The organism is Pseudomonas sp. WS 5010 (assembly GCF_012985565.1).
In the GTDB taxonomy this organism is placed as follows: domain Bacteria; phylum Pseudomonadota; class Gammaproteobacteria; order Pseudomonadales; family Pseudomonadaceae; genus Aquipseudomonas.
Genome location: NZ_JAAQWQ010000004.1, coordinates 282964 through 306787 on the forward strand (window position 1 = coordinate 282964; position 23824 = coordinate 306787).

The window sequence follows — 23824 nt, forward strand, 5'->3', positions numbered from 1 at the left end:
CAGTAGACCCAAATGTGGGAGCGGGCTTGCCCGCGATAGCGGTATATCAGTCACTCATGAGTTGGCTGGTACTCCCTCATCGCGGGCCAGCCCGCTCCCACAGTATTTTGCGTGATCTGGAAATAACCCACAGGAGCGTGGCAATGCGTTGGGCGACTTACTTCGCCGTCCTGGCGTCGGTACTCAGCGTCGGCCTCGCCCTCGGCGTGAGCATGCCGCTGGTGTCCCTGCGCCTGGAAAGCTGGGGCTATGGCAACTTTGCCATCGGCATCATGGCGGCCATGCCGGCATTCGGTGTGTTGTTGGGCGCCAAGGTGTCCAGTCGCCTGGCCTCCTGGTTGGGCACGGCGAACCTGATGCGCCTGTGCCTGTGGGCCGGGGCGATTTCCATCGGTTTGCTCGCGGTGTTGCCCAGCTATCCGGTGTGGCTGGTGCTGCGGTTGATGATCGGGGTGATCCTGACCATCGTGTTTATCCTCGGCGAGAGCTGGATCAACCAGTTGGTGGTGGAGCAGTGGCGTGGCCGGCTGGTGGCGCTGTATGGCTGTACCTACGCCTTGAGCCAGCTGTCGGGGCCGTTGTTGCTCGGTGTGCTGGGCACCGAGCATGACTATGGTTTCTGGGTTGGTGTCGGCCTGTTGATCGTTGCGCCGGTCCTGCTCCTGGGGCGCAGCGGGGCGCCGACGGCAGAAGCCTTCAGCGTGACCTTTGGCGACTTGTGGGGTTTTTGCCGTGGCCTGCCGGCGATTGCCTGGGCGGTGGCGCTGTTTGCCGCGTTCGAAGCGATGATTCTGACGCTATTACCGGTTTATTGCCTGCAACAGGGCTTTACCGCCGAGGTGGCGCTGGCGATGGTCAGCACCGTGGTCGTCGGCGATGCCCTGCTGCAATTGCCGATTGGCGCCCTGGCCGATTACCTGCCAAGGCGCACCCTGTTTCTGGGCTGCGCGGTGCTGTTGCTGCTGTCGAGCCTGGCGATTGCGCCGTTGCTCGATACCTGGCTGATCTGGCCGATCTGGGTGCTGTTCGGTGCCAGCGCCGGGGGCTTGTTTACCTTGTCGTTAATCCTGATCGGCGAACGCTACCGTGATGATGCGCTGGTGCGGGCCAATGCCCATATCGCGCAGTTGTGGGGCATTGGTTGCCTGATCGGCCCACTGGTAGCGGGGGCTGGCAGCCAGTGGATCAGCGGGCATGCGTTGCCGTTGTTGATGGCGGCGGGGGCCTTGGGGCTGGTGATTCTGTTGTTGCGCCAAGGAGCGTTTGGCGTTGAGCAGCCAGCCTAGGTAAACCTGTAGGGGCCGGCTTGCCGGCGATAGCAACTTAGCTGACCCGCCGCTATCGCCGGCAAGCCGGCTCCTACAGGGGTTAGAGCATGCGTTCCAGGCCCACGGTGGTAGCGAACCAGGCATTGAGCCGGCGCCACCAGCTACCCGGCTCACGGGTCAGGGTGTGCAACTGGCCGTTATCTTCCGTCACCCAGACCACCTGGCCCTCCTGCAGTTTCGCCTCATAACTCAAGGCGGGCGCCATCCCTTGCAGGGCCAGGTTGCGCACGTGTTCGGCCAGCTCAGGACTGTCCACCAGCACCCCGACCTCGGTGTTCCACAGCACCGAGCGCGGATCGAAATTGAATGAGCCGATAAACGACTTCTGCCGATCAAAGATCATCGCCTTGCTGTGCAGGCTGGAGTCCGAGCCATGCAGCGCGCGGCTACCCAGCAGGTGCGGGCCACTGCCGCCGCCGTCGCCCGGTTGGCGGCGCAGTTCGTACAACTTCACCCCGTGTTCCAGCAGCGCCTTGCGATAGGGCGCATAGCCGCCATGCACCGCCGGCACGTCGGTGGCTTCCAGGGCGTTGGTCAGCAGGCGTACGTCCACACCCGCGTCTGCGCGGCCGGTCAGGTACACCAGGCCCGGCTGACCGGGGACGAAGTAGGCCGAAATCATCATCAGTTCACTGTGCACGCCTTCCAGCTCTGGCCCCAGTTGAGTGGTGAGCAGCAGTTGCGGGTCGGGATCGGCCTTGGCCAGGACCTTGCTCGGTGCGTCCCACAGAGCCTGGTTCCAGGCCCAGATCAGCTCTCGGCGCCAGATGTCCATGCGAGGCTGGGTCTGGTAGGTGCGCAGACGGTTGTACAGGGCATGGTTTTGCTGGCGCGACTCGGCCAGGGACTTCTCCAGGAGCCCGCGCGCGGTGGCCAGGTCGCGGGAGGAGGGGGCGCTGGAGATGAAGTCGGCGATGGGTTTGCTCAGTGCACTGTTCCAGTACTGGTCAAAGCTGTGGCCCAGTTGCTCGGCCACAGGCCCCACGCTGAGCATGTCGATATCGGTGAAGTTCAGGTTGGGCTCGGCATCGAAATACTCATCCCCCAGGTTGCGCCCGCCGACTATCGCCATGCTGTTGTCCGCCAGCCACAGCTTGTTGTGCATGCGCCGGTGTTGCAGCGATAGGTTGAACAGCCGGCCCATGGCCCGCGTCACGCCGGTGCTGCGCCCCAGGTGCAAGGGGTTGAACAGGCGAATCTGGATCTGCGGGTGCGCGGCCAGGGTGGCGATGATCTGGTCCAGACCGTCGCTGGTGGTGTCGTCCAGGAGGATGCGCACCCGCACGCCCCGGTCGGCCGCGGTGAGCAACTCGTCCACCAGCATGCGCGTGCTGATGCCGTCATGGACGATGTAGTACTGCAGGTCGAGGCTGGTCTGGGCATTGCGGATCAGTTCGGCGCGGGCCATGAACGCTTCACTGCTGTTGGGCAGCAGGCGGAACCCGGAGCGGCCCTGATAGGGCGCGGCCTGGGCCTGGATCGAGCGGCCGAAGGCGGACTGCGTGGCCGGCAGCGCTTCGCTGGGTACGCGGGGTACGTTGAGGGTGGCGCAACCGCCCAGGCCCAGGAACCCCAGCAAAAGAAGCGCTAACAGCCGTTGGCTCATCAAGGAGGCAGGTTCCGAATCAGGGCGGTGGTGGGCATATGACGGTGATTGCTGGCAAAAGGTCAGTCCACCCGCTGTTCGGCTTCGGCGAGCATCTTGATCGCCGTGGCCCCGACCTTGCGCACCGCCTCTTCAATCTGGGGTGTTGGCTTGGCAGCGTAGTTCATCCGCAGGCAGTTCCGGTATTTGCCCGAGGCAGAAAAGATGCTGCCCACGGCAATCTGTACGCCTTGCTCGACCAGGGCGCGGTTGAGCCTGAGGGTGTCGAAGCCCTCGGGCAGTTCCACCCACAGCATAAAGCTGCCCTGGGGCCGGCTGGCGCGGGTGCCGGCGGGGAAATAGCGGCTGACCCAATCGAGCATCAGGTCGCGATTGCGCTGGTATTGGCTGCGCATCCGCCGTAAATGCGGCTCGAAGTGCCCGTTCTTGAGGAACTCGGCAATGGCGATCTGCGGTTGGGTGGCGGTGGAGCCGGTGCTGATGTACTTCATGTGCAGCACCCGCTCCAGATAGCGGCCAGGGGCTACCCAGCCGATCCGCAGGCCGGGGGCCAGGGTTTTGGAGAAGGAACTGCAGAGTAGGACGCGGCCATCTTCGTCGAAGGATTTGATGGTGCGTGGTCGCGGGTAGCTGTAGGCCAGTTCGCCATACACATCGTCTTCGATGATCGCCACGTCAAAGCGCTGGGCCAGGGTCAGCAGCGCCCGTTTGCGGGCCTCGGGCATGATGTAGCCCAGGGGGTTGTTGCAATTGGGGGTCAACTGGATGACTTTGATCGGCCATTGTTCCAGGGCCAGTTCCAGGGCTTCGAGGCTGATGCCGGTGAGCGGGTCGGTGGGGATTTCCAGGGCTTTCATGCCCAGGCCCTTGAGGGTCTGCATGGCGCCATGAAAGCTTGGCGAGTCGACGGCGACGATATCGCCAGGCTCGCAAATCGCACGGATGCTGGAGGACAGCGCCTCATGACAGCCGGTGGTGATCACGATGTCCTGGGCGTCGAGCTGGCAGCCGGAATCCAATGACAGACGGGCGATTTGCTCGCGCAGCTCCATACAGCCGTAGATATTGTCGTAGTACAGGCCTGGCAGGTCCTGGCGCCGGCTGACCCGGGCCAGGCTGCGCAGCAGCGGCTTGATGGTCGGCGACAGTACATCCGGCATGCCTCGGCCCATCTGTATGACATCTTTGCGCGGCACCGCGCGGACCAGTTCCAGCACCTGGTCCCACTGGGAAATCTCCACCGGGCGCTGGGCCGGCCGACCCACGGCGGGCAACGCCGGCAGCTCGCGCCCGACAGGCACGAAGTAGCCGGATTTTGGCTTGGGTGTCGCCAGGCCGTTGTCTTCCAGCAGCCGGTAAGCCTGCTGGACGGTGCTCAGGCTGACCCCGTGTTCCACGCTCAGGGCGCGCACCGAGGGCAGGCGGTCGCCGGGGCGATAGAAGCCCTGTTCGATACGGGTGCCCAGCAGTTCGGCGAGGTTGACGTAAAGCGTCATGGCGGTTGCTCCCGAGGACCAGTACAGATGCCTGGAAAATACAGGATTCAGCGTGTGCTGTGGAGTATCTGTATGGATTTAATATAAGTTGGTTGAATCTGTAATGGTTTTGCTGCGGCGCTCATTCTAGTCACTCATGGCAACAGGCAAATGAGGGGCAAGACAATGAGTGGCTTGAGCGACGTGCGGCTGGCGTTACACAGTCAGGAACTGGAAGCAGGGCAGGAACGTGGGCTGGCCGGGCTGGCGCCTGGCAATCCGAGCCGTTGGGAACTGTTCTGGCGCCGGCGCCACACGCGCAAGGCCTTGCTGGAGTTGAGCCGGGAGCAACTGCGCGACATCGGCCTGAGTGCCGAGCAGGCGCGCCAGGAAGGCTTGAAGCCGTTCTGGCGCGGCTGAGTCAGAGCAGTTCTTTCAAGCGGTGCCAGAGCATGCCCAGGGCCAGCAGCGGTGAGCGCAAGTGCTTGCCGCCAGGGAAGGTGATGTGTGGCACCTGGGCAAACAGATCGAAGCGCCCACTGTGCTGGCCGCTGATGGCTTCGGCCAACAGTTTGCCGGCCAGGTGGGTGGCGTTCAGGCCATGGCCGGCGTAGGCCTGGGCAAAGTACACATTGGGCTGGTCGGCCAGCCGGCCAATCTGCGGCAGGCGGTTGGCGCCGATGCCGATCATGCCGCCCCATTGATAGTCGATCTTCGCCTCGGCCAATTGCGGGAAGACCTTGAGCATCTTCGGCCGCATATAGGCGCCGATGTCCTGGGGATCGCGTCCGGAGTAGTGGCAAGCACCGCCGAACAGCAGGCGCCGGTCGGCCGACAAGCGGAAGTAGTCCACCGTGACCCGCTGATCACACACCGCCATGTTTTGCGGCAGTAACTCGGCGGCCTGGGTTGGGCTCAAGGGTTGGGTGGCAATGATGTAGCTGCCAGCGGGCAGCACCTTGCCGCTCAGGTGCGGGTTGAGGCCATTGAGATAGGCATTGCAGCCCAGCACCAGGGTCTTGGCGCGCACGCTGCCCTGGGCGGTGTGGACTTTGACTTCCGGGCCGTAGTCGATGCGCAGGGCTTCGGACTGCTCGAACAGCCTGACCCCCAGTTGCTGCGCGGCGGCGGCTTCACCGAGGGCCAGGTTCAGCGGGTGCAGGTGGCCGGAGCCCATGTCGATCATGCCGCCCACGTAACGGTCGGAGCCGATCACGCTGCGCATCTCCCCGGCTTGCAGCAGGCGCAGTTCATGGCGATAACCAAGCCCGTGCAGTTCTTCGGCGTCGGCGGCCAGGCCTTGCAGGTCGCGGGGCTTGTTGGCCAGGTCGCAGTAGCCCCAGGTCAGGTCGCAATCGATCTGGAAGCGCTCGACCCGCTGGCGCACGATTTCCACGGCTTCCAGGCCCATCAGCTTCATCTGCCGCACACCTTCGGTGCCGACTACATTGGCAAACTGATCCAGGCCATGACCGACGCCACGAATCAACTGCCCGCCGTTGCGCCCGCTGGCGCCCCAGGCGATCTTGCGCGCCTCCAGCAGCGCCACGCTAAAGCCGCGCTCGGCCAGCTCCAGCGCGGTGTTCAGCCCGGAAAACCCGCCGCCCACCACGCACACATCGGCGACGACTTCGCCTGCCAGCACCGGATAATCGGGCTGCGGCAGGCTGCTGGCGGCGTAGTAGGAAGCGGTGTGCCGGGCGCTGGCGGTCATGGGGAGCATCCGTGTTTGGAAAATTTGACGCAGGATACAGCGGTCGGGTGAAGCTGTCTCACTCGGGGCTTTTAGGGCAAAATCCACGCCTATTCGCCGTTCGGTATGGGTTTCGATGAGTTGCAACAGCCAGAAAGTCAACGCGCTGCGCCGGCAGATTCCCTCGTTCGAGTGTGTGCCGGGTTGCCATGATTGCTGTGGGCCGGTGACTACATCCACCGAGGAAATGTCGCGCCTGCCGCGCAAGACGGCGGCCGAGCAGGAAGCGGCCATGGATGAGCTCAATTGCGTACACCTGGGCCCCGACGGCTGCACGGTGTACGACGAACGCCCGCTGATCTGCCGGCTGTTTGGTACTACCCCCAGCCTGCCATGCCCCAACAACCGTGGCCCGGTGGAGTTGATTCACCCGCGGGTGGAGAAGCAGATCCACGAGTATATGGCGACCACCCGGCAGGTCCTGGTCTGACTGCTCCCCTAGTAGGAGCCGGCTTGCCGGCGATGGCGTCGTTCAATTGAATGCATGACTCCAGGGCCTCATCGCCAGCAAGCCGGCTCCTACACGGTAGGGGCGTCAATCCGGGATCGGCAGGTTTAGGCTCTCCTTCACCTCTTCCATCACGATATAGCTCTTGGATTCGCGCACATGGGGCAGCTTGAGCAGGATGTCGCCCAGCAGTTTGCGGTACGAAGCCATCTCGGAGATCCGCGCCTTCACCAGATAGTCGAAATCCCCTGAGACCAGGTGACACTCCAGCACATGGGGCAGTTTCAGCACGGCACGTCGGAATTCTTCGAAGGTATCGCCGGATTTGTAGTCGAGGCTGATCTCGACAAACACCAGCAGGCTACCCTTCAAGTGCTGCGGATTGAGGCGGGCGTTGTAGCCCATGATGATCCCCTCGCGCTCCAGGCGCCGGACCCGTTCGGTGCAAGGCGTGGTCGACAGCCCGACCTTCTCCCCCAGCTCGGTAAACGAAATCCGCCCGTCGGCCTGCAGGATGCGCAGGATGTTGCGGTCGATCTTGTCCAGCTCCCGCTTGGTCTGGGTATTGGTCCGCATAGGGGATGCTCCTCCGTGAAAAGGGTTTTTGCCGAGAATTGTCGCCAAATATAGGCACTTATATAGTGAAATGCACTGGCCATTGCTTTTTATACTGCCCACATCTTTGTGCTGAACAACAAACGTCAGCGGTCAAGCCGTGATGAGGATATAAAAATGCGCGTTTTGGTCTTGGGTAGCGGTGTCATTGGTGTGGCCAGTGCCTACTATTTGGCGCGTGCCGGTTTTGAGGTGGTCGTGGTCGACCGTCAGCCGGCCGTTGCAATGGAGACCAGCTTCGCCAACGCCGGCCAGGTCTCGCCCGGTTATGCGTCGCCATGGGCCGCGCCGGGCGTGCCGCTCAAGGCCATCAAGTGGTTGCTGCAGCGCCATGCGCCGCTGGCGATCAAGGCCACCGCCGATATCGACCAATACCTGTGGATGGCGCAGATGCTGCGCAACTGCACGGCCAACCGTTATGCGGTGAACAAAGAGCGCATGGTGCGCCTGTCCGAGTACAGCCGCGACTGCCTCGACGAACTGCGCGCCGAAACCGGTATCGCCTACGAAGGCCGTAGCCTGGGGACTACGCAATTGTTCCGCACCCAGGCGCAACTCGATGGCGCGGCCAAGGATATCGCCGTGCTGAAAAAGTCCGGGGTTCCGTTCGAGCTGCTTGACCGCGCCGGCATTGCCCGCGTCGAGCCGGCCCTGGCCAGTGTCACGGATATCCTGGCCGGTGCCCTGCGCCTGCCCAATGACCAGACCGGCGACTGCCAGATGTTCACCACCCGCCTGGCCGATATGTGCAAGCAGTTGGGTGTGGAGTTCCGCTTTGAACAGGACATTCAGCGCCTGGACCACGCCGGCGACCGCATCAACGGCGTGTGGATCGACGGCAAGCTGGAAACCGCCGACCGCTACGTGCTGGCCCTGGGCAGTTACTCGCCGCAGTTGCTCAAGCCGCTGGGGATCAAGGCGCCGGTGTATCCGCTCAAGGGTTACTCCCTGACCGTGCCGATCACCAACCCGGCGATGGCCCCGACCTCGACCATTCTCGACGAGACCTACAAGGTCGCGATCACCCGTTTCGACAACCGCATCCGGGTCGGTGGCATGGCTGAAATAGCCGGTTTTGACCTGTCGCTGAACCCGCGCCGGCGCGAAACCCTGGAGATGATCGTCAACGACCTTTATCCTCAGGGCGGTGATTTGAGCGAAGCCACCTTCTGGACCGGCCTGCGTCCGACTACCCCGGACGGTACGCCGATCGTCGGCGCCACGCCCTTCAAGAACCTGTTCTTGAATACCGGTCACGGCACTCTCGGCTGGACCATGGCCTGTGGCTCTGGTCGCCTGCTGGCAGACCTGATGGCCAAGAAAACCCCGCAGATCAGTGCCGCAGGCCTTGATATTTCCCGTTACGGCAACCCTCAGGAGTCCACAAAACATGTCAATCCAGCGCCAGCTCACCAATGAGCGCATGAGCCAGATCGTTGTCCACAGCGGTACCGTGTATCTGGCAGGACAAGTCGGCGACGACATGAGTGCCGGGATTGAACAGCAGACCCGAGAAACCCTGGCCAATATCGAGCGTTTGCTGGATCTGGCCGGTACCGACAAAACCAAGTTGCTGTCGGTGACGATCTATCTCAAAGACATCGACGCCGACTTTGCCGGCATGAACGCGGTATGGGACAAGTGGCTGCCAAAAGGCGTGGCCCCGGCCCGTGCCACGGTCGAGTCGAAGCTGTGTGAGCCAGAAATCCTGGTGGAGCTGTCTGTCGTGGCTGCTCTGCCATAAACGATCCCTCTTCCGGTGCCGGCGCTATTGGCCGGTACCGGTTTTTTCTTCCCACCGCCGCCTAGAAGCCTGCCGCCATGCGTCCTGCCCGTGCCCTGATCGACCTACAAGCCCTGCGCCATAACTACCAATTGGCCCGCGAACTGACCGGGGCCAAGGCCCTCGCCGTGATCAAGGCCGATGCCTACGGCCATGGTGCCGTGCGTGTGGCCCAGGCCCTGGAAGACCAGGCCGACGGTTTTGCCGTGGCCTGCATCGAGGAAGCGCTGGAGCTGCGCGCTGCTGCAATTGGTGGGCCGGTGTTGTTGCTCGAAGGATTCTTCGAGGCCGACGAGCTGCCGCTGATCATCGAGCATGACTTGTGGTGCGTGGTGCATTCGCTGTGGCAACTGGAGGCAATTGAACAGGCGCGCCTGAGCAAGCCGCTGACGGTGTGGTTGAAGCTGGATTCGGGCATGCACCGGGTTGGGCTGCATCCCAAGGATTATCACGATGCGTACCAGCGCCTGCTGGCCAGCGGCAAAGTCGCAAAGATTGTGCTGATGAGCCACTTCGCCCGTGCCGATGAGCTGGACTGCGCCAGCAGCGATGAGCAGGTCGCGGTATTCGAGGCGGCGCGCCAGGGCCTGGCGGCCCAGGTCAGCCTGCGCAATTCGCCGTCGGTGATGGGCTGGCCGAGCGTTTCCAGTGATTGGGTACGACCGGGCATCATGCTTTACGGTGCGACGCCCTTTGGCGAAGACCAGGCAGTTGCCGCGCGTTTGCAGCCGGTGATGACCCTGGAGTCGAAAGTCATCTGCGTGCGCGAGCTGCCAGCGGGTGAGCCTGTGGGTTATGGCGCGCGGTTCGTGACGCCCAAGCCGATGCGTATCGGCGTGGTTGCCATGGGCTATGCCGACGGTTATCCACGGCACGCGCCGACCGGCACGCCGGTGCTGGTCGCCGGCCAGCGCAGCCAGTTGCTGGGGCGGGTATCAATGGACATGCTGTGCATCGACCTGACCGACGTGCCCCAGGCCGGCCTGGGCTCGACCGTGGAGTTGTGGGGCAAAAACATCCTCGCCAGCGATGTGGCGAGCGCCGCCGATACCATTCCCTACCAGATTTTTTGCAACTTGCGCCGCGTGCCACGGCTCTATTCCGGCACATAGCCGCAGGCCGCCGATCACGCCCACCAGGATTCAGACCAAAGTGTTGTAAATACTGAACGCTGTCGCCATGATAACGCTCAATTACAACAAAGCCTGAATCCTAGGAGGCTCCTGCATTGGACGTCGGCGAACGACTGCAATCCATCCGTAAACTGAAAGGTCTTTCCCAGCGTGAACTCGCCAAGCGTGCGGGCGTCACCAACAGCACCATTTCGATGATCGAGAAAAACAGTGTCAGCCCCTCCATCAGCTCCTTGCGCAAGGTGCTGGGCGGCATTCCCATGTCCATGGTCGAGTTCTTTTCCGAGGAGATCCTCCAGGAAAAACCGACGCAGATCGTCTATAAAGCCAATGAGCTGATCGACATCTCCGATGGCGCGGTCACGATGAAACTGGTGGGCCGGGCGCATCCCAGCCGGGCGATTGCGTTTCTCAACGAAATCTACCCGCCAGGCGCCGATACCGGCGAGGAAATGCTGACCCATGACGGTGAGGAAACCGGGATCTTGTTGGAAGGTCGTCTGGAGTTGGTCGTGGGCGTCGAAACTTTTGTGCTCGAAGCCGGCGATAGCTACTACTTTGAAAGCACCAAGCCGCACCGTTTTCGTAATCCGTTCGATGTGCCGGCGCGACTAATCAGCGCAGCCACGCCCGCGAACTTTTAACAGAAGAGGCGCCCTGCCTACCTTGCAGAGGTGCCCATCGTTGTATTTCGCCCTACTGAATCTCCCCTTGGATAATAGGGTTGTTTCAGTGAGGCGGCCTAACCGTTATACTTTCGCCGCCTGCGAAACCGTGGCCGCAGGCGTGAATAGCCACCATGAGGGTGAACGCGTGAACCTAATTATGAAAATGCTGGCCGTACCAGCAACCGTACTGGCCCTTTGGGCTGCCAGCGCTCAAGCTGCGACCAATGATGATATTGCCAAGCGCCTGGCGCCTGTCGGACAGGTGTGTGTCCAGGGGCAAGAGTGCAAGGGGATGGAAGTCGCTGTGACAGCAGGCGGCGGCGGTGCGAAAACGCCGGACGAAGTCATTGCCAAACACTGTAACGCTTGCCACGGCACGGGCCTGTTGGGTGCACCGAAAATCGGTGACACCGCAGCCTGGAAAGAACGCGCCGACCACCAGGGCGGCCTCGATGGCATCCTGGCCAAAGCCATCACCGGCATCAACGCCATGCCGCCTAAAGGCACCTGCTCCGATTGCTCGGATGACGACCTCAAGGCTGCGATCGAGAAGATGTCTGGTTTGAAATAAACCGATCTTCGCCAAAAAGCCGCTGACCAGCGGCTTTTTTGTGGGCGCAATTTGGCGGCCAAGGCTGTTCATTGCAGCAAAGACCCGGCAAGCTCGGTCCAACCCCTAATCACGGAATGTTCAGGAGGGTCGGATGGTGCAGTTGTGTTCAATCGAACAAGCGGTCGATGACGTACTGGAGCGCTTGCCTGCGCATATCCACATGGGTATGCCGTTGGGCCTGGGCAAGCCGAATCTGTTTGCCAACGCCTTGTACCGGCGCATTGCCAAGCTGCCCGAGCGGGCGCTGACCATCTACACGGCCCTCAGCCTGGGCCGCCCACCGTTGGGAGATGGCTTGCAGAAGCGTTTCCTGGAGCCGTTTATCGAGCGGGTGTTTGGCGATTATCCCGAGCTGGACTTCCTCGCCGCCCTGCGCAAGGACAGCCTGCCGGCCAATATCCACGTGCAGCAGTTCTTTATGCAGCCCGGCAGCCTGCTGCATAGCGCCTCGGCCCAACAGGACTATGTCAGCAGCAACTACAGCCATGCCGCCCGCGATATCAACGCCGCCGGCCTGAACCTGGTCGCGCAGTTGGTGGCCAGCAGCAGCGAACACCCGGATCGCCTGAGCCTGAGCTGCAACCCCGATATCACCCTCGACCTGTTGCCGATGATCGCCAAGCGCCGTGCGGCCGGGGAGACCATCCTGGTGGTCGGCCAGGTGCATGAAGATTTGCCCTACATGCCCGGTGATGCCGAGCTGGGCATGGATCAGTTCGACTTCCTGATCGACGAAAAAGACCGCACCACGCTGTTCTCCACGCCAAACATGCCCGTGGGTTTGCAGGACCACTTCATCGGTTTGCACGCCAGCACCCTGGTGCGCGACGGCGGTACGTTGCAGATCGGCATCGGTTCGATGGGCGACGCCCTGACCGCTGCGCTGCTGGCGCGCCAGGCCGATAACGAAGGCTACCGGCAGTTGCTCACAGACCTTGATGTGTACCAGTGGGCACCGCTGATCAGCCGTGAGGGCGGGGTCGAGCCGTTTGCCCGGGGCCTTTACGGCTGCAGCGAAATGTTCGTCAACGGCTTGCTGGTGCTGGCCGACGCCGGGATTGTGCGGCGCAGGGTGTACCCGGATGTGGCGACGCAGCAGCAGGCTAACGCTGGCCTGCTGGACGATGCGGCGCAGCCGGATGGCGTGTCGATCCACGGTGGTTTCTTCCTCGGGCCACGCAGTTTTTACCAGCGCTTGCAGGAAATGACTCACGCCAAGCGCCTGGAATTCAACATGACCCGCATCAGCTACATCAACGAGCTGTACGGGCAGGAAGAGCTCAAGCGCTTGCAGCGCCTGGATGCGCGGTTTATCAACAGCGCGATCATGGTCACGTTGCTGGGCGCCGGTGTTGCCGACCAACTGGAAGACGGTCGCGTGCTCAGCGGGGTGGGCGGGCAATACAACTTTGTCGCCCAGGGCCATGCGCTGGAGGGCGCGCGCTCGATCCTGATCCTGCGCAGCTGGCGCGAGTCGGGTGGCGATGTCAGCTCCAATATTGTCTGGGAGTACGGCCACTGCACGATTCCCCGGCACCTGCGCGACATTGTGATCACCGAATACGGCATCGCCGACCTGCGCGGCCAGACCGACGCCAAGGTGATCGAGGCGCTGCTCAATATCACCGACTCGCGGTTCCAGGCCGACCTGATCGAGCAGGCGCAAAAAGCCGGCAAGTTGCCCAAGGACTTCCAGCTCGACCCGCGCTTTGCCGACAACACGCCCGAGCGCTTGGAGGCCGTGCAGGCGCGGCATCCAAGGCTGTTCCCGGAGTACCCGCTGGGCAGTGACTTCACTGACGAAGAGCGCGATTTGTTGCGCGCGTTGAACTGGCTCAAGAGCAAATTCAAGCTGACGGAGATTTTGGAACTGGGCAAGGCGGCGCTGGATGCACCGGAGCCTGAGGCGTTTGCCGAGCACCTGCTGCGCATGCGCCTGGAAAAGCCGGAGGGGTTTAAAGAGGATTTGTATCAGCGCCTATTGCTTGCTGGCCTACAGGCCACCGCACGCTGACAGGTAACACAAGGCAAATGTGGGAGCTGGCTTGCCTGCGATGAGGGCCTGACAGTCGACATCTCTGTCGCCTGACACTGCGCTATCGCAGGCAAGCCAGCTCCCACATTTTTAACTGTGCTCGCTCACCTTCAGTCGATGAAGGTCACGACACCGCCAGCCAGGGACTTGACCCGCGCCAGCGACTCAACCCGGTAACCCTGGGCATCCAGCTCGGCACGCCCGCCCTGGAACGACTTCTCGATCACGATCCCCAGGCCTGCCACGGTGGCGCCAGCCTGCTTGATGATCGAAATCAGTGCCTGGGACGCCTTGCCGTTGGCCAGGAAGTCATCGATCACCAGCACGCGGTCGCTGCTGGTCAGGTGGCGCGGGGAAATCGCCACAGTGCTTTCGACTTTCTTGGTGAAGGAATACACCGTCGCCGACAGCAGGTTTTCCGTCAGGGTCAGGGACTGCTGCTTACGGGCGAAGATCACCGGCACGCCCAGGTTCAGGCCGGTCATGATCGCCGGCGCGATGCCAGAGGCTTCGATGGTGACGATCTTGGTGATCCCCGAGTCCTTGAACAGCGCGGCGAATTCGTCGCCGATCAGCTTCATCAGCGCCGGGTCGATCTGATGGTTCAGAAAGGCGTCGACCTTGAGTACCTGGTCGGAAAGCACGATGCCTTCTTCGCGAATTTTCTTGTGCAGTGCTTCCACAAAAGCTTCCTCTGGTGGCGCAAGGGGCGCCGAAAGTAGATTAAAAAGTAGTCGATTCTAGCGCTTTAGCATCGCGCGTATATCCGCCAGGGCGGTGTTGCCGCGTACCGCCTTGACTTCAGTTGGGGTGTCGTCGTTGCCTTCCCAGGCCAGGTCGTCCGGTGGCAGCTCATCGAGGAACCGGCTCGGGGCGCAGTCGATGATCTCGCCGTACTGCTTGCGCTTGGCCGCAAAGGTGAAGGCCAGGGTCTGACGCGCGCGGGTAATACCCACGTAGGCCAGGCGCCGTTCTTCTTCGATGGTGTCGGCTTCGATGCTGGAACGGTGTGGGAGGATTTCCTCTTCCATGCCCATGATGAACACGTAGGGGAATTCCAGGCCCTTGGACGCATGCAAGGTCATCATCTGCACACCTTCGGCGCCATCCTCTTCTTCCTGCTGACGCTCGAGCATGTCGCGCAGCACCAGCTTGCCGATGGCGTCCTCGACGGTCATTTCACCGTCTTCGTCTTTTTCCAGGGTGTTCTTCAACGCCTCGATCAGGAACCAGACGTTGCCCATGCGGTAGTCCGCCGCCTTGTCGCTGGAACTGTTGGTGCGCAGCCAGTTTTCATAGTCGATATCCATGACCATGCTGCGCAGGGCGCTGATCGGGTCTTCGCCGGCGCATTGCTCGCGCACCTTGTCCATAAAGCGCTTGAAGCGCGACAGGCGATCGGTGAAGCGCGTATCCAGGTGCTCGCCCAGGCCGATTTCATCGGTGGCGGCGTACATCGAGATCTTGCGTTCGGTGGCGTAGTTACCGAGCTTTTCCAGGGTGGTGGAGCCGATTTCCCGGCGTGGCACGTTGATCACGCGCAGGAAGGCGTTGTCGTCGTCCGGGTTCACGATCAGCCGGAAGTAGGCCATCAGATCCTTTACTTCCTGGCGTCCGAAAAAGCTGTTGCCGCCTGACAATCGATAAGGAATCTGGTGGTGCTGCAACTTCAGCTCGATCAGCTTGGCCTGGTAGTTGCCGCGATACAGGATGGCGAAGTCGCTGTAGGGGCGGTCGGTGCGCAGGTGCAAGGTCAGCAGTTCGACGGCCACGCGCTCGGCTTCGGCGTCTTCGTTGCGACAGCGGATCACGCGGATCTCGTCGCCGTGGCCCATCTCGCTCCACAGTTGTTTTTCAAACTCGTGGGGGTTGTTGGAGATCAGCACGTTGGCGCAACGCAGGATGCGACTGGTGGAGCGGTAGTTCTGCTCCAGCATCACCACTTTCAGGGACGGGTAGTCGTCCTTGAGCAGCATCAGGTTTTCCGGGCGCGCTCCGCGCCAGGCGTAGATCGACTGGTCATCGTCGCCGACCACGGTGAACTGGTTGCGCGTGCCGATCAGCAGCTTCACCAGCAGGTACTGGCTGGCGTTGGTGTCTTGGTATTCGTCAACCAGCAGGTAGCGCACCTTGTTCTGCCACTTTTCCAGGATGTCCTTGTGTTCCTGGAACAGTTTCACCGGCAGCAGGATCAGGTCGTCGAAGTCCACCGCGTTGAACGCCTTGAGCGTGCGCTGGTAGTGGGTATAGACAATGGCGGCGGTCTGTTCCTTGGGGTTGCGCGCGTTTTCCAGGGCTTCGGCGGGCAGGATCAGGTCGTTTTTCCACGAGCCGATCATGTTCTTGATCTCGTCTACGCCGTCGTCGCCGGCATATTCCTTCTGCATGATGTCGGTCATCAGGGACTTGACGTCGGTCTCGTCGAAGATCGAGAAGCCCGGCTTGTAGCCCAGCCGCACATGCTCCTTGCGGATGATGTTCAGCCCCAGGTTGTGGAAGGTACACACGGTGAGGCCACGGCCTTCGCCCCCCTTGAGCAGGGTGCCGACGCGCTCTTTCATTTCCCGCGCCGCCTTGTTGGTAAAGGTCATGGCGACGATGTACTGGGCACGGATGCCGCAGTTCTGGATCAAGTGCGCGATCTTGCGGGTGATCACGCTGGTCTTGCCGGAGCCAGCACCGGCGAGCACCAATAGAGGGCCGCCGACGTAGTTCACGGCTTCTTGCTGCCGGGGATTGAGTCGGGACATACAGGGTTTTGGGAGTCTTTGAGCGAAAAGGGCGGGCATTTTAACAGGCTGGCAAGATTCTGCCGCCTCTGAACGACAGTGTGACGTACCACTCGATCTAAATTTGCCGGTTTTGTTACTTTGCCGCAGGATGTGCGGGGTTTTTGGGTCTATTGTTCGATCTAGAGCCGCACAGCACGTATTTGATAACCAATATCATTGGTCATTATCAGGCTGCACGTCATAATGCCCGCCGCCAACGAAATTTTGCAAAGTCTAGGGAGCTAGCTTGTCTACGCCTGTCGAACCCTTGCGTTTGCTGCTACTGGCCGATGAGCCTGCGTGGGCAGCGTTGTTGCGCGAGTGCCTGACGCCGATGGGCGATGGGGCTGTGCTGATCAGTGCGCCAAACTGGGAGTCGGTGAGCAGCCTGTTCGACGACGACCGCACGGCTGTATTGCTGACCACCCCCAGCCTGCAACCCGGCCCTGGCCGCTGTAGCCTGCCCACCGTGTTGCTGCTGGAGCAGGAACCGCTGGTTGCGCCATTGGGCGCCAGCGACTGGTTGATCCGTGATGCGTTTGACGTGGATACGCTGCGCCGCTGCCTGCGCCACGTGCGCGAGCGCGGCGTGCTGGAAAATACCCTGCAACGCCTGGCCGAACAGGATCCGCTGACCGGCATCGCCAACCGTCAGGGCTTCCAGACCTTGCTGGCCGCGCGCCTTGCCGAAAACGACGGGCGTGGCCTGGCCCTCGGCCACCTGGACCTGGACAACTTCCGCCACGCCAACGATGCCCTCGGTCACCAGGCGGGCGACCGGCTGATCCTGCAAGTGGTCTCGCGGCTCAAGAGCCAACTGGAAGTCGGCGACCAACTGGCACGCCTTGGCAGTGACGAATTCGCCTTGCTGATCGACACCCGCCGTGCGCCGCAGCGCGCCGAGTGGATGGCTGAGCGCATCACCGAGGCCATGGCGGAACCTTATTGGGTCGATGGCGAAAGCCTGCTGATCGGTTGCAGCCTGGGTGTGGCCCATGCCCGCGCCAAGGCCGGCGCCGACCCGTTGATGTGGCACGCGCATATCGCCATGCAGCAGGCCAAGAGCACCCAGGGCTGCACCTTTCATATCTTTAATGAACGCATCAACCGCAACGCCCGCAGCCTCGCCGACCTGGAAAGCGAACTGCGCCGGGCGCTGCGCCGTGACGAATTGGAACTGCATTACCAGCCGCGTCTGGACCTGGACGATGGGCATATCGTCGGCCTCGAAGCCCTGGTGCGCTGGCGCCATGGTGAGCGCGGGTTGTTGCCGCCTAGCGAGTTCGTGCCGCTGGCCGAGCAGAGCGGCCTGATCGTGCCGTTGGGCTACTGGGTGATTTCCCGGGCCCTGCGCGATATGCAGGACCTGCGCGAACGCGGCCTGCCGCCGCTGCACATGGCGGTCAACCTGTCGTTCCGTCAGTTCCAGGACAGCCAGTTGCTGTCGACCTTGAGCCGCTTGATTGCCGAGCGCGGGGTGGAGGCGCAGTGGCTGGAGTTCGAGCTGACCGAAACCGCCGTGATGCGCCGCAGCGACCTGGTCAAGCAGACCATGGATGCCCTGGGCCGCCTGGGGGTGCGTTTCTCCCTGGATGACTTTGGTACCGGTTTCTCGTCCTTCGTACACCTCAACAGCCTGCCGATTGCCTTGCTCAAGATCGACAAGAGCTTTGTCGGCGGCATGGAGGAACGCGAGGAAAACCGCAAGCTGGTGCATGCCATGATCAACCTGGCCCACAACCTCAACCTGGAAGTGGTGGCCGAAGGCGTGGAAACCCCCGAGCAACTGGCGTTGTTGCGCTTGTTTGGGTGCGACCAGGCCCAGGGTTACCTGATCAGCAAGCCGTTGCCGCTGGCGGAATTGGTGGAATACCTGACGTTTGGCAGCAGCCAGCAGGCGTTGTTGGGCGAGGTGATCTAGGCCGGTGCGGTCAAACCAATGATTGTAGGAGCTGGCTTGCCAGCGATAGCAGTCTGTCGGTCAACGATACTGTGACTGATACATCGCCATCGCTGGCAAGCCAGCTCCTACAGTGAACGCGTACCTTCTTCAGTTTGTCTGGGCAATCATCCGCCTCATCTTTCTTTCAAACGCCCACGTCAGGGTAATCGCCGCGCAGGCCAGCCCCAGCGCCAACCCCCACCACACCCCGGTCGGCCCCCACCCCAGGGTAAACGCCATCAGCCAGGCCGCCGGTGCGCCAATCAACCAGTAACAGCCCAGGCCGACGAGGAAGGTCGTCTTGGCATCCTTCAGCCCGCGGATGCAGCCCATGGCGATGGTCTGCACACCGTCGAACAACTCGAACCACGCCGCCACGGCCAACAGGCTCACCGCCAGGCTGATCACCTGGGCGAAGGCCGGGTCGTCATGGTCGAGGAACAGGCCGATCAGCGGGTCTGAAAACAGCCAGAACACCATGGCAAACCCCAGCATCACCGTCGCGCCGAAGGCGATACCCACACGCCCGGCGAGCCGTGCGCCGAGCAGGTGCCCGCCGCCGTAATGCAAGCCGATGCGCATGGTGACCGCATAGGACATGCCCGCCGGGACCATGAACGCCACCGAGACGATTTGCAGGGCAATCTGGTGGGCCGCCAACTGCGTACTGCCCATGGTGCCCATGCACAGCGCCGCGAAGGCGAACAAGCCGACTTCCACTGCATAGGTGCCGCCAATCGGCAGGCCCAGGCGCCACAGCTCGCGCAAGTAATGCAGGTTGGGCCGCAACAGGCCCTTGCCCAATGGGTAGGCGGCGTAGGCGCGGTTGTATTTGATGTACCACAACAGCGCCAGGGCCATGCAGTTGGCGACAATCGCCGTGACCAGGCCGATGCCCATCAGGCCCAGTTTGGGCAGGCCGAACATGCCTTCGATCAATGCATGGTTGAGCAGGTAGTTGATCACCGTGCCGCACAGGCTGATCACCATCACCGGGGTGGCTTTGCCGATGGCGCTGGTGAAGCCGCGCAGGGCCATGAACGTCAGGTAGCCGGGCAGGGCAAACGGCAGGATCATCAGGAACTGGCCGGCCGACTGCACGTTGGTCTCGGTCTGGCCGAACATCAGCAGCACCGGCTTGAGGTTCCACAGCAGCAGGCCCGCCACCAGGGCCATCAGCCAGGCCAGCCACAGGCCGGCCTGGGTCAGGCGGGTAGCGCCTTCGATATCACCGGCGCCCTGGCGAATGGCGACCAGGGTGCCCACGGCGGCAATCACGCCGATGCAAAAGATCGACACAAACGAATAGCTCGCTGCGCCGAGCCCACCGCCGGCCAGGGCTTCGGGGCTCAGGCGGGCCATCATCAGGGTGTCGGTCAGCACCATCAGCATGTGCGCCAGCTGTGAGGCAATCAACGGCCCTGACAGCCGCAGAATGGCCCAGAGTTCGGTACGCGCCGGATGCTGCATGATCATCACGCTCAATATTTGCACAAAGGGTAGAAGGGTTGATTCTCGGCGCTCTCAGCGCTTTGCACAAAGGGATAAATGCGATCATTGGCATGATTAAAACTCATGCCAGGATGATTCTGGTAGGGTTTGCGGATCGTGCCGTCGGAGTTTTCCTCATGTCTCGTCGCCTTCCTCCGCTGTATGCCTTGCGTGCATTTGAAGCCGCCTCACGGCACAACTCCTTCACCCGTGCCGCCGAAGAACTGTCCATCACCCAAAGTGCAGTCAGCCGGCATATCCGCACCCTGGAGGAGCATTTCGCCTGTCGCCTGTTCCAGCGCAGCGGGCGCACCTTGCAGCTCACCGAATCGGCGCGCTTGCTGCTGCCGGGCGTGCGCGAGGGCTTCGCCGCCCTGGAGCGCGCCTGCCATACCTTGAATGCCGAAGATGACATCCTGCGCATGAAGGCCCCGTCGACCCTGACCATGCGCTGGTTGCTGGCACGCCTGAGTCGGTTCCGGCACTTGCAGCCGGGCAACGAGGTGCAGTTGACCAGTGCGTGGATGAGCATCGATGAGGTGGATTTCAACCAGGAGCCGTTCGACTGCGCGGTCCTACTGAGCGATGGGCACTTTCCCACAGATTGGGAGGCCAGTTACCTGTTCCCCGAACTGCTGATCCCGGTGGGCGCGCCGAACCTGCTCAGCGATGGCCCCTGGGATGTGGAGCGCCTGGCCGGCGCTGAACTGCTGCACCCCACGCCGGACCGGCGTGATTGGCGCCGTTGGTTGCAACGCACCGGCCTGGCCTCTCGTGTCGCCATCAAGGGCGGGCAGGTGTTCGATACGCTGGAGTTGGGCATGATTGCCGCCGCCCGGGGCTATGGCGTGTCCATGGGGGATTTGCTGATGGTTGCCGAAGATGTGGCGCAGGGGCGCTTGAGCCTGCCCTGGCCTACTGCGGTGGCCAGCGGCGAAAGTTACTACCTGGTCTGGCCCAAGACCCGCCCCGGCGGCGAGCGCCTGCGCAGGCTCTCGGACTTCCTGCAAAGTGAGGTCCGGGCCATGACACTGCCGCCAGTGGAGCAGCTCGACTGAATCGATGCAGCGCGCACAGACAATGCGTTTGAGTGATACCCCTGTAATTTGCTCAAGTATTGATCCAGGCCGCCGAAGTAGGTGTGTCGGAGCCGCCATTAGTTGCGGCTCAGCGTGCCCCCAATCCAAGAAATTCGCCGATTAGCGCTATGAGATCAGGACGATCCGGGCCTCGGCCAGGAGCTGTCATGTCTCAACCCCGCGCCCGCATCGCTTCGCAGCTGGGCATTGCCTTGGCGGTCATATTGGCTGTCGTGATCAGCGCCAGCACCCTATTTGCCCTGCGCTCCCTGGATTCGGCCAACCTGCAAACCCGCGAAGAACACCTGGCCAGCGAAGCGCGCTTGCTCGCCGACCAACTCAATACCTTCCACAGCACCCTGCGCGAGAGCACCGAGCGTTTGAGCGGGTTGTTTGAGCAGCGCTTCGCCGCCGGGTTGCGCGTGGGTTCCGAGCAGAAAGTGAATGTGGCCGGGGTACAGACCCCGAGCCTGTACCTGGGCGAGCAGGTGTTGAACAACAACTTCGACGAGGTCGATGAGTTCAAGCAGATGTCCGGTGGCGTGGCTACGGTGTTCGTGCGCAGTGGCGAAGACTTTATCCGCATCAGCACCTCCCTGACCAAACAGGACGGCAACCGTGCGATCGGCACCGTGCTGGATCGCCAGGGCCCGGCCTACCAGCGCCTGCTTGCCGGGCAGAGCTACATTGGCCGTGCGGTGCTGTTCGAGCGCTCCTACATGACCCAATACAGCCCGGTGCGCGATGCCAGCGGCCAGGTGATTGCGGTGTTGTTTATCGGTTTTGACTACACCGATGCGCAGAACGCCCAGTTCGCCAACCTCAAGCGTTTTCGCATTGGCCAGACCGGCTCGCTGGCGCTGCTGGATGAGCAAAAACACTGGCTGGTGCCGCCCGCTGGTGTGCAGGCCCCGGAGCAGGCGGTTGCGCCGATCCTGGAGCTGGCGCAAAAGCCCGGCCAGGGGCGTTTCTGGAGTGACCAGGGCGAGGACTTCTACAGCGTTGCGGTGCCGTTTGACGGCGGCCCGTGGTCGGTGGTGGCGAGCATGCCCAAGGCCGAGATCCGCGCGGTGACCTGGGCCGTGGGTATCCGCCTGGTAATCGGCAGCGTGCTGGCGATGCTGTTGGCCGTGGGCGCGGCGGTCTGGCTGCTGCGCAGCAAACTCCAGCCCCTGGGTGACCTGGTGCGCCAGGCCGAAGCCCTGGGCGCCGGTGATTTGAGTGCGCGGCTGAATGTGTCCAGCCATGACGAGATCGGTCAACTGGCGCGCAGTTTCAACCAGATGGGTGAAGCCCTGTCGACCATGGTCTCCCACATCCGCGAGGCGGCCGAAGAGGTCAACAGCCGCGCCCAGGCGCTGTCGGGCCTGTCGGGCGGGGCCTATGAGGGCATGGAGCAGCAGTCCGGCGAGATCACCAGCATGGCCGGCGCGGTGGAAGAGTTCAGCGCCACCTCGTTGAACATTGCCGACAACATGGGCAATACCGAGCGCCTGGCCCAGGAAAATGCCCAGCAGACCCGCATCGGTCGCAACTCGATGCAGGAGGCGTCGTCGTCCCTGGAACATATCGCCACGGCACTCAACAGCACGGCCACGGTGATCAATACCCTGGGCCAGCGCTCCCATGAAATCGGCGGCATCGTCGGTGTGATCACCTCGATTGCCGATCAGACCAACCTGCTGGCGCTCAACGCCGCCATCGAGGCGGCGCGGGCCGGGGAGCAGGGGCGTGGGTTTGCCGTGGTCGCCGATGAAGTGCGCAACCTAGCCTCACGCACCCGCCAGGCCACCGATGAAATTTCCGGAATGATCCAGAGCATCCAGCAGGAAACCGGCAACGCCATCAGCACCATGGAGCAGGGCAATGTGCTGATGCAGGAAGGCCTGTCGCGCAACGCCGACGTGGCCTCGGCCCTGGCGCGCATCGACGAACAAAGCCGTTCGGCGGGGCAGCAGTTCGCCGCGATTACCACCGCGACCCAGGAGCAAAGCAGCACCGCGACCTTGCTCAGCAGCAACCTGCAGAGCATTGCCCTGGCCAACAGTGAGCAGCGGGAAGTGGTGTCGAACCTGGCAGTTACCGCCAAGGAACTGGAGACCTTGGCGGCCGGCCTGCGCCATGAGGTGGATCGGTTTCGTTGAGGCTTAGTGGTCGCCGAGCCCTGGGTCCACGCGCTTGCCAATGTCCTTGAGCCGCGCCAGTTGGTCGACCATCCCTGGTGCTTCGTCGAGACTGCTGACGAAGGTCCACAGGTACGTCATCACCGCATAGACATGACCGGCCTTGACCGCTGGCGACAAGGCCAGTTGGCTGATCGCTACGATGAACAGTAGCGCTGCCAGCGTGCCGAGAAACAGGTAGGCGGCGGCTTCGCGGTCCGACAGCCAGATACGCAGGCGTGCCAGCAACTGGTAATGGCGTCGCAACGTCTGGGCGCCCACCTTTTCCACCAGGCCAATTTCTTTCTCCAGGCGGTTATTCAACCGTTCGTGCAACTGCTCGTTACGGCGGGCAAATCGCGGTAGCAGGATGATGCAAAGCAGCAATGCCGCAAAGCAGGCCAGGCCCACCCAAGGTTCAATCACCAGCAGCATCGCAGCTGCGCCAACGATGGAGACCAAGGCCGTTGCGATCACCGGCACATGTTTTTCGAAAAAATCGACAAAGTCCCGCGCCAGCACCACCCGTGCGGCTGCCTTGGACGTGCTGTGGTTCTGCAGACGCTGATTGAGAATCACAGGTACGGCAAGATCGGCGTAGATCCGCGTGAAGGTGCGGGTATCCAACGCCCGGCGTGCGGCGCCGACCACCCAGAACGCCATCACCACGGCCGCATAGAACAGCGCACTGCCGGCATCGCCGCGCAGGATCGAGTCCACGGCGAAACCGGCAAACAGGGGATAGGCCAGCAGCAACGCGTTCTCCAGCGCAACCAACGACAGCGTGCAGAACAGCTTGCCGGGATAAGCCTTGGCGATTGCCTTGAGGGTTTGGCTGGCCGATTGCTGGCCGATTTTCTTGCTTTCTTCGATCAGGATGTGTGGCGTTGTGGATGGCATGGGTGCACCGAAGGAGTAATAG

General features: G+C 62.3%; 20 protein-coding genes. 12 read left to right on the top strand and 8 right to left on the bottom strand.

What is annotated here, in order from left to right:
• The first annotated feature begins 143 nt into the window (after positions 1-143).
• On the top strand, positions 144-1286 hold the full coding sequence (locus HBO11_RS14430; protein WP_169955406.1) for an MFS transporter: 1143 nt from the start codon (positions 144-146) through the stop codon (positions 1284-1286).
• An 82-nt stretch (positions 1287-1368) separates the two neighbouring features.
• Here the strand turns inward: HBO11_RS14430 and HBO11_RS14435 are convergent, their stop codons facing one another.
• Together HBO11_RS14435 and HBO11_RS14440 are read right to left on the bottom strand one after the other, a co-directional pair.
• The gene (locus HBO11_RS14435; protein ID WP_169955405.1) at positions 1369-2934 is read right to left on the bottom strand and encodes a phospholipase D family protein; all 1566 of its coding nucleotides are present in this window, start codon (positions 2932-2934) and stop codon (positions 1369-1371) included.
• A 62-nt stretch (positions 2935-2996) separates the two neighbouring features.
• The gene (locus HBO11_RS14440; protein WP_169955404.1) at positions 2997-4430 is read right to left on the bottom strand and encodes a PLP-dependent aminotransferase family protein; all 1434 of its coding nucleotides are present in this window, start codon (positions 4428-4430) and stop codon (positions 2997-2999) included.
• Positions 4431-4595: 165 nt separating this feature from the next.
• On the opposite strand from HBO11_RS14440, the gene HBO11_RS14445 reads away from it, so the two are divergent.
• Positions 4596-4829 (top strand): DUF1127 domain-containing protein, encoded by a 234-nt coding sequence (locus HBO11_RS14445; RefSeq protein ID WP_169955403.1) that lies wholly within the window; start codon positions 4596-4598, stop codon positions 4827-4829.
• A 1-nt stretch (position 4830) separates the two neighbouring features.
• On the opposite strand, the gene HBO11_RS14450 is transcribed toward HBO11_RS14445, so the two are convergent.
• Positions 4831-6123: an FAD-binding oxidoreductase gene (locus HBO11_RS14450; RefSeq protein WP_169955402.1), complete on the bottom strand. Its 1293-nt coding sequence runs from the start codon at positions 6121-6123 to the stop codon at positions 4831-4833.
• A gap of 115 nt (positions 6124-6238) precedes the next feature.
• Here HBO11_RS14450 and HBO11_RS14455 point away from each other — a divergent pair, with 115 nt between their 5' ends.
• Positions 6239-6592, top strand: coding sequence for a YkgJ family cysteine cluster protein (locus HBO11_RS14455; protein ID WP_169955401.1), 354 nt, complete (start codon positions 6239-6241; stop codon positions 6590-6592).
• Positions 6593-6697: 105 nt separating this feature from the next.
• Here the strand turns inward: HBO11_RS14455 and HBO11_RS14460 are convergent, their stop codons facing one another.
• Complete coding sequence (locus tag HBO11_RS14460; RefSeq protein ID WP_003206849.1) at positions 6698-7186, bottom strand: Lrp/AsnC ligand binding domain-containing protein; 489 nt, start codon at positions 7184-7186, stop codon at positions 6698-6700.
• Between the two features lie 156 nt (positions 7187-7342).
• Here HBO11_RS14460 and dadA point away from each other — a divergent pair, with 156 nt between their 5' ends.
• The 6 genes from dadA to HBO11_RS14490 all read left to right on the top strand — a co-directional run bounded on the left by dadA (position 7343) and on the right by HBO11_RS14490 (position 13436).
• Positions 7343-8644: a D-amino acid dehydrogenase gene (gene dadA, locus HBO11_RS14465; RefSeq protein ID WP_170058894.1), complete on the top strand. Its 1302-nt coding sequence runs from the start codon at positions 7343-7345 to the stop codon at positions 8642-8644.
• A complete protein-coding gene (locus HBO11_RS14470; RefSeq protein ID WP_032856829.1) occupies positions 8616-8969 on the top strand; it encodes a RidA family protein in 354 nt (117 codons plus the stop codon). The genes dadA and HBO11_RS14470 overlap by 29 nt, the downstream gene beginning before the upstream one ends.
• A 77-nt stretch (positions 8970-9046) precedes the next feature.
• Positions 9047-10120 carry an alanine racemase gene (gene alr, locus HBO11_RS14475; RefSeq protein WP_169955400.1) on the top strand — a complete coding sequence of 358 codons (1074 nt, stop codon included), beginning with the start codon at positions 9047-9049 and terminating at the stop codon, positions 10118-10120.
• Positions 10121-10236: 116 nt separating this feature from the next.
• Complete coding sequence (locus tag HBO11_RS14480) at positions 10237-10785, top strand: cupin domain-containing protein (protein WP_029289768.1); 549 nt, start codon at positions 10237-10239, stop codon at positions 10783-10785.
• Positions 10786-10966: 181 nt separating this feature from the next.
• Positions 10967-11380, top strand: a complete 414-nt coding sequence (locus tag HBO11_RS14485) for a c-type cytochrome (protein ID WP_169955452.1) — start codon at positions 10967-10969, stop codon at positions 11378-11380.
• A gap of 133 nt (positions 11381-11513) precedes the next feature.
• Complete coding sequence (locus HBO11_RS14490) at positions 11514-13436, top strand: acetyl-CoA hydrolase/transferase family protein (protein ID WP_169955399.1); 1923 nt, start codon at positions 11514-11516, stop codon at positions 13434-13436.
• Between the two features lie 131 nt (positions 13437-13567).
• Here HBO11_RS14490 and HBO11_RS14495 read toward each other — a convergent pair whose 3' ends face one another.
• Both HBO11_RS14495 and rep read right to left on the bottom strand, forming a co-directional pair.
• A complete protein-coding gene (locus HBO11_RS14495) occupies positions 13568-14140 on the bottom strand; it encodes a xanthine phosphoribosyltransferase (RefSeq protein WP_029289761.1) in 573 nt (190 codons plus the stop codon).
• A 57-nt stretch (positions 14141-14197) separates the two neighbouring features.
• Complete coding sequence (gene rep, locus HBO11_RS14500) at positions 14198-16207, bottom strand: DNA helicase Rep (RefSeq protein WP_169955398.1); 2010 nt, start codon at positions 16205-16207, stop codon at positions 14198-14200.
• Positions 16208-16475: 268 nt separating this feature from the next.
• On the opposite strand from rep, the gene HBO11_RS14505 reads away from it, so the two are divergent.
• Positions 16476-18149 carry a bifunctional diguanylate cyclase/phosphodiesterase gene (locus tag HBO11_RS14505; protein ID WP_169955397.1) on the top strand — a complete coding sequence of 558 codons (1674 nt, stop codon included), beginning with the start codon at positions 16476-16478 and terminating at the stop codon, positions 18147-18149.
• A 129-nt stretch (positions 18150-18278) separates the two neighbouring features.
• Here the strand turns inward: HBO11_RS14505 and HBO11_RS14510 are convergent, their stop codons facing one another.
• Positions 18279-19646 (bottom strand): NorM family multidrug efflux MATE transporter, encoded by a 1368-nt coding sequence (locus HBO11_RS14510; RefSeq protein ID WP_169955396.1) that lies wholly within the window; start codon positions 19644-19646, stop codon positions 18279-18281.
• A 152-nt stretch (positions 19647-19798) separates the two neighbouring features.
• On the opposite strand from HBO11_RS14510, the gene HBO11_RS14515 reads away from it, so the two are divergent.
• Together HBO11_RS14515 and HBO11_RS14520 are read left to right on the top strand one after the other, a co-directional pair.
• A complete protein-coding gene (locus HBO11_RS14515) occupies positions 19799-20719 on the top strand; it encodes a LysR substrate-binding domain-containing protein (protein WP_169955395.1) in 921 nt (306 codons plus the stop codon).
• A gap of 188 nt (positions 20720-20907) precedes the next feature.
• On the top strand, positions 20908-22884 hold the full coding sequence (locus HBO11_RS14520; RefSeq protein WP_169955394.1) for a methyl-accepting chemotaxis protein: 1977 nt from the start codon (positions 20908-20910) through the stop codon (positions 22882-22884).
• A gap of 3 nt (positions 22885-22887) precedes the next feature.
• On the opposite strand, the gene HBO11_RS14525 is transcribed toward HBO11_RS14520, so the two are convergent.
• Positions 22888-23802: an ABC transporter six-transmembrane domain-containing protein gene (locus HBO11_RS14525; protein WP_169955393.1), complete on the bottom strand. Its 915-nt coding sequence runs from the start codon at positions 23800-23802 to the stop codon at positions 22888-22890.
• Between the last annotated feature and the right edge of the window lie 22 nt (positions 23803-23824).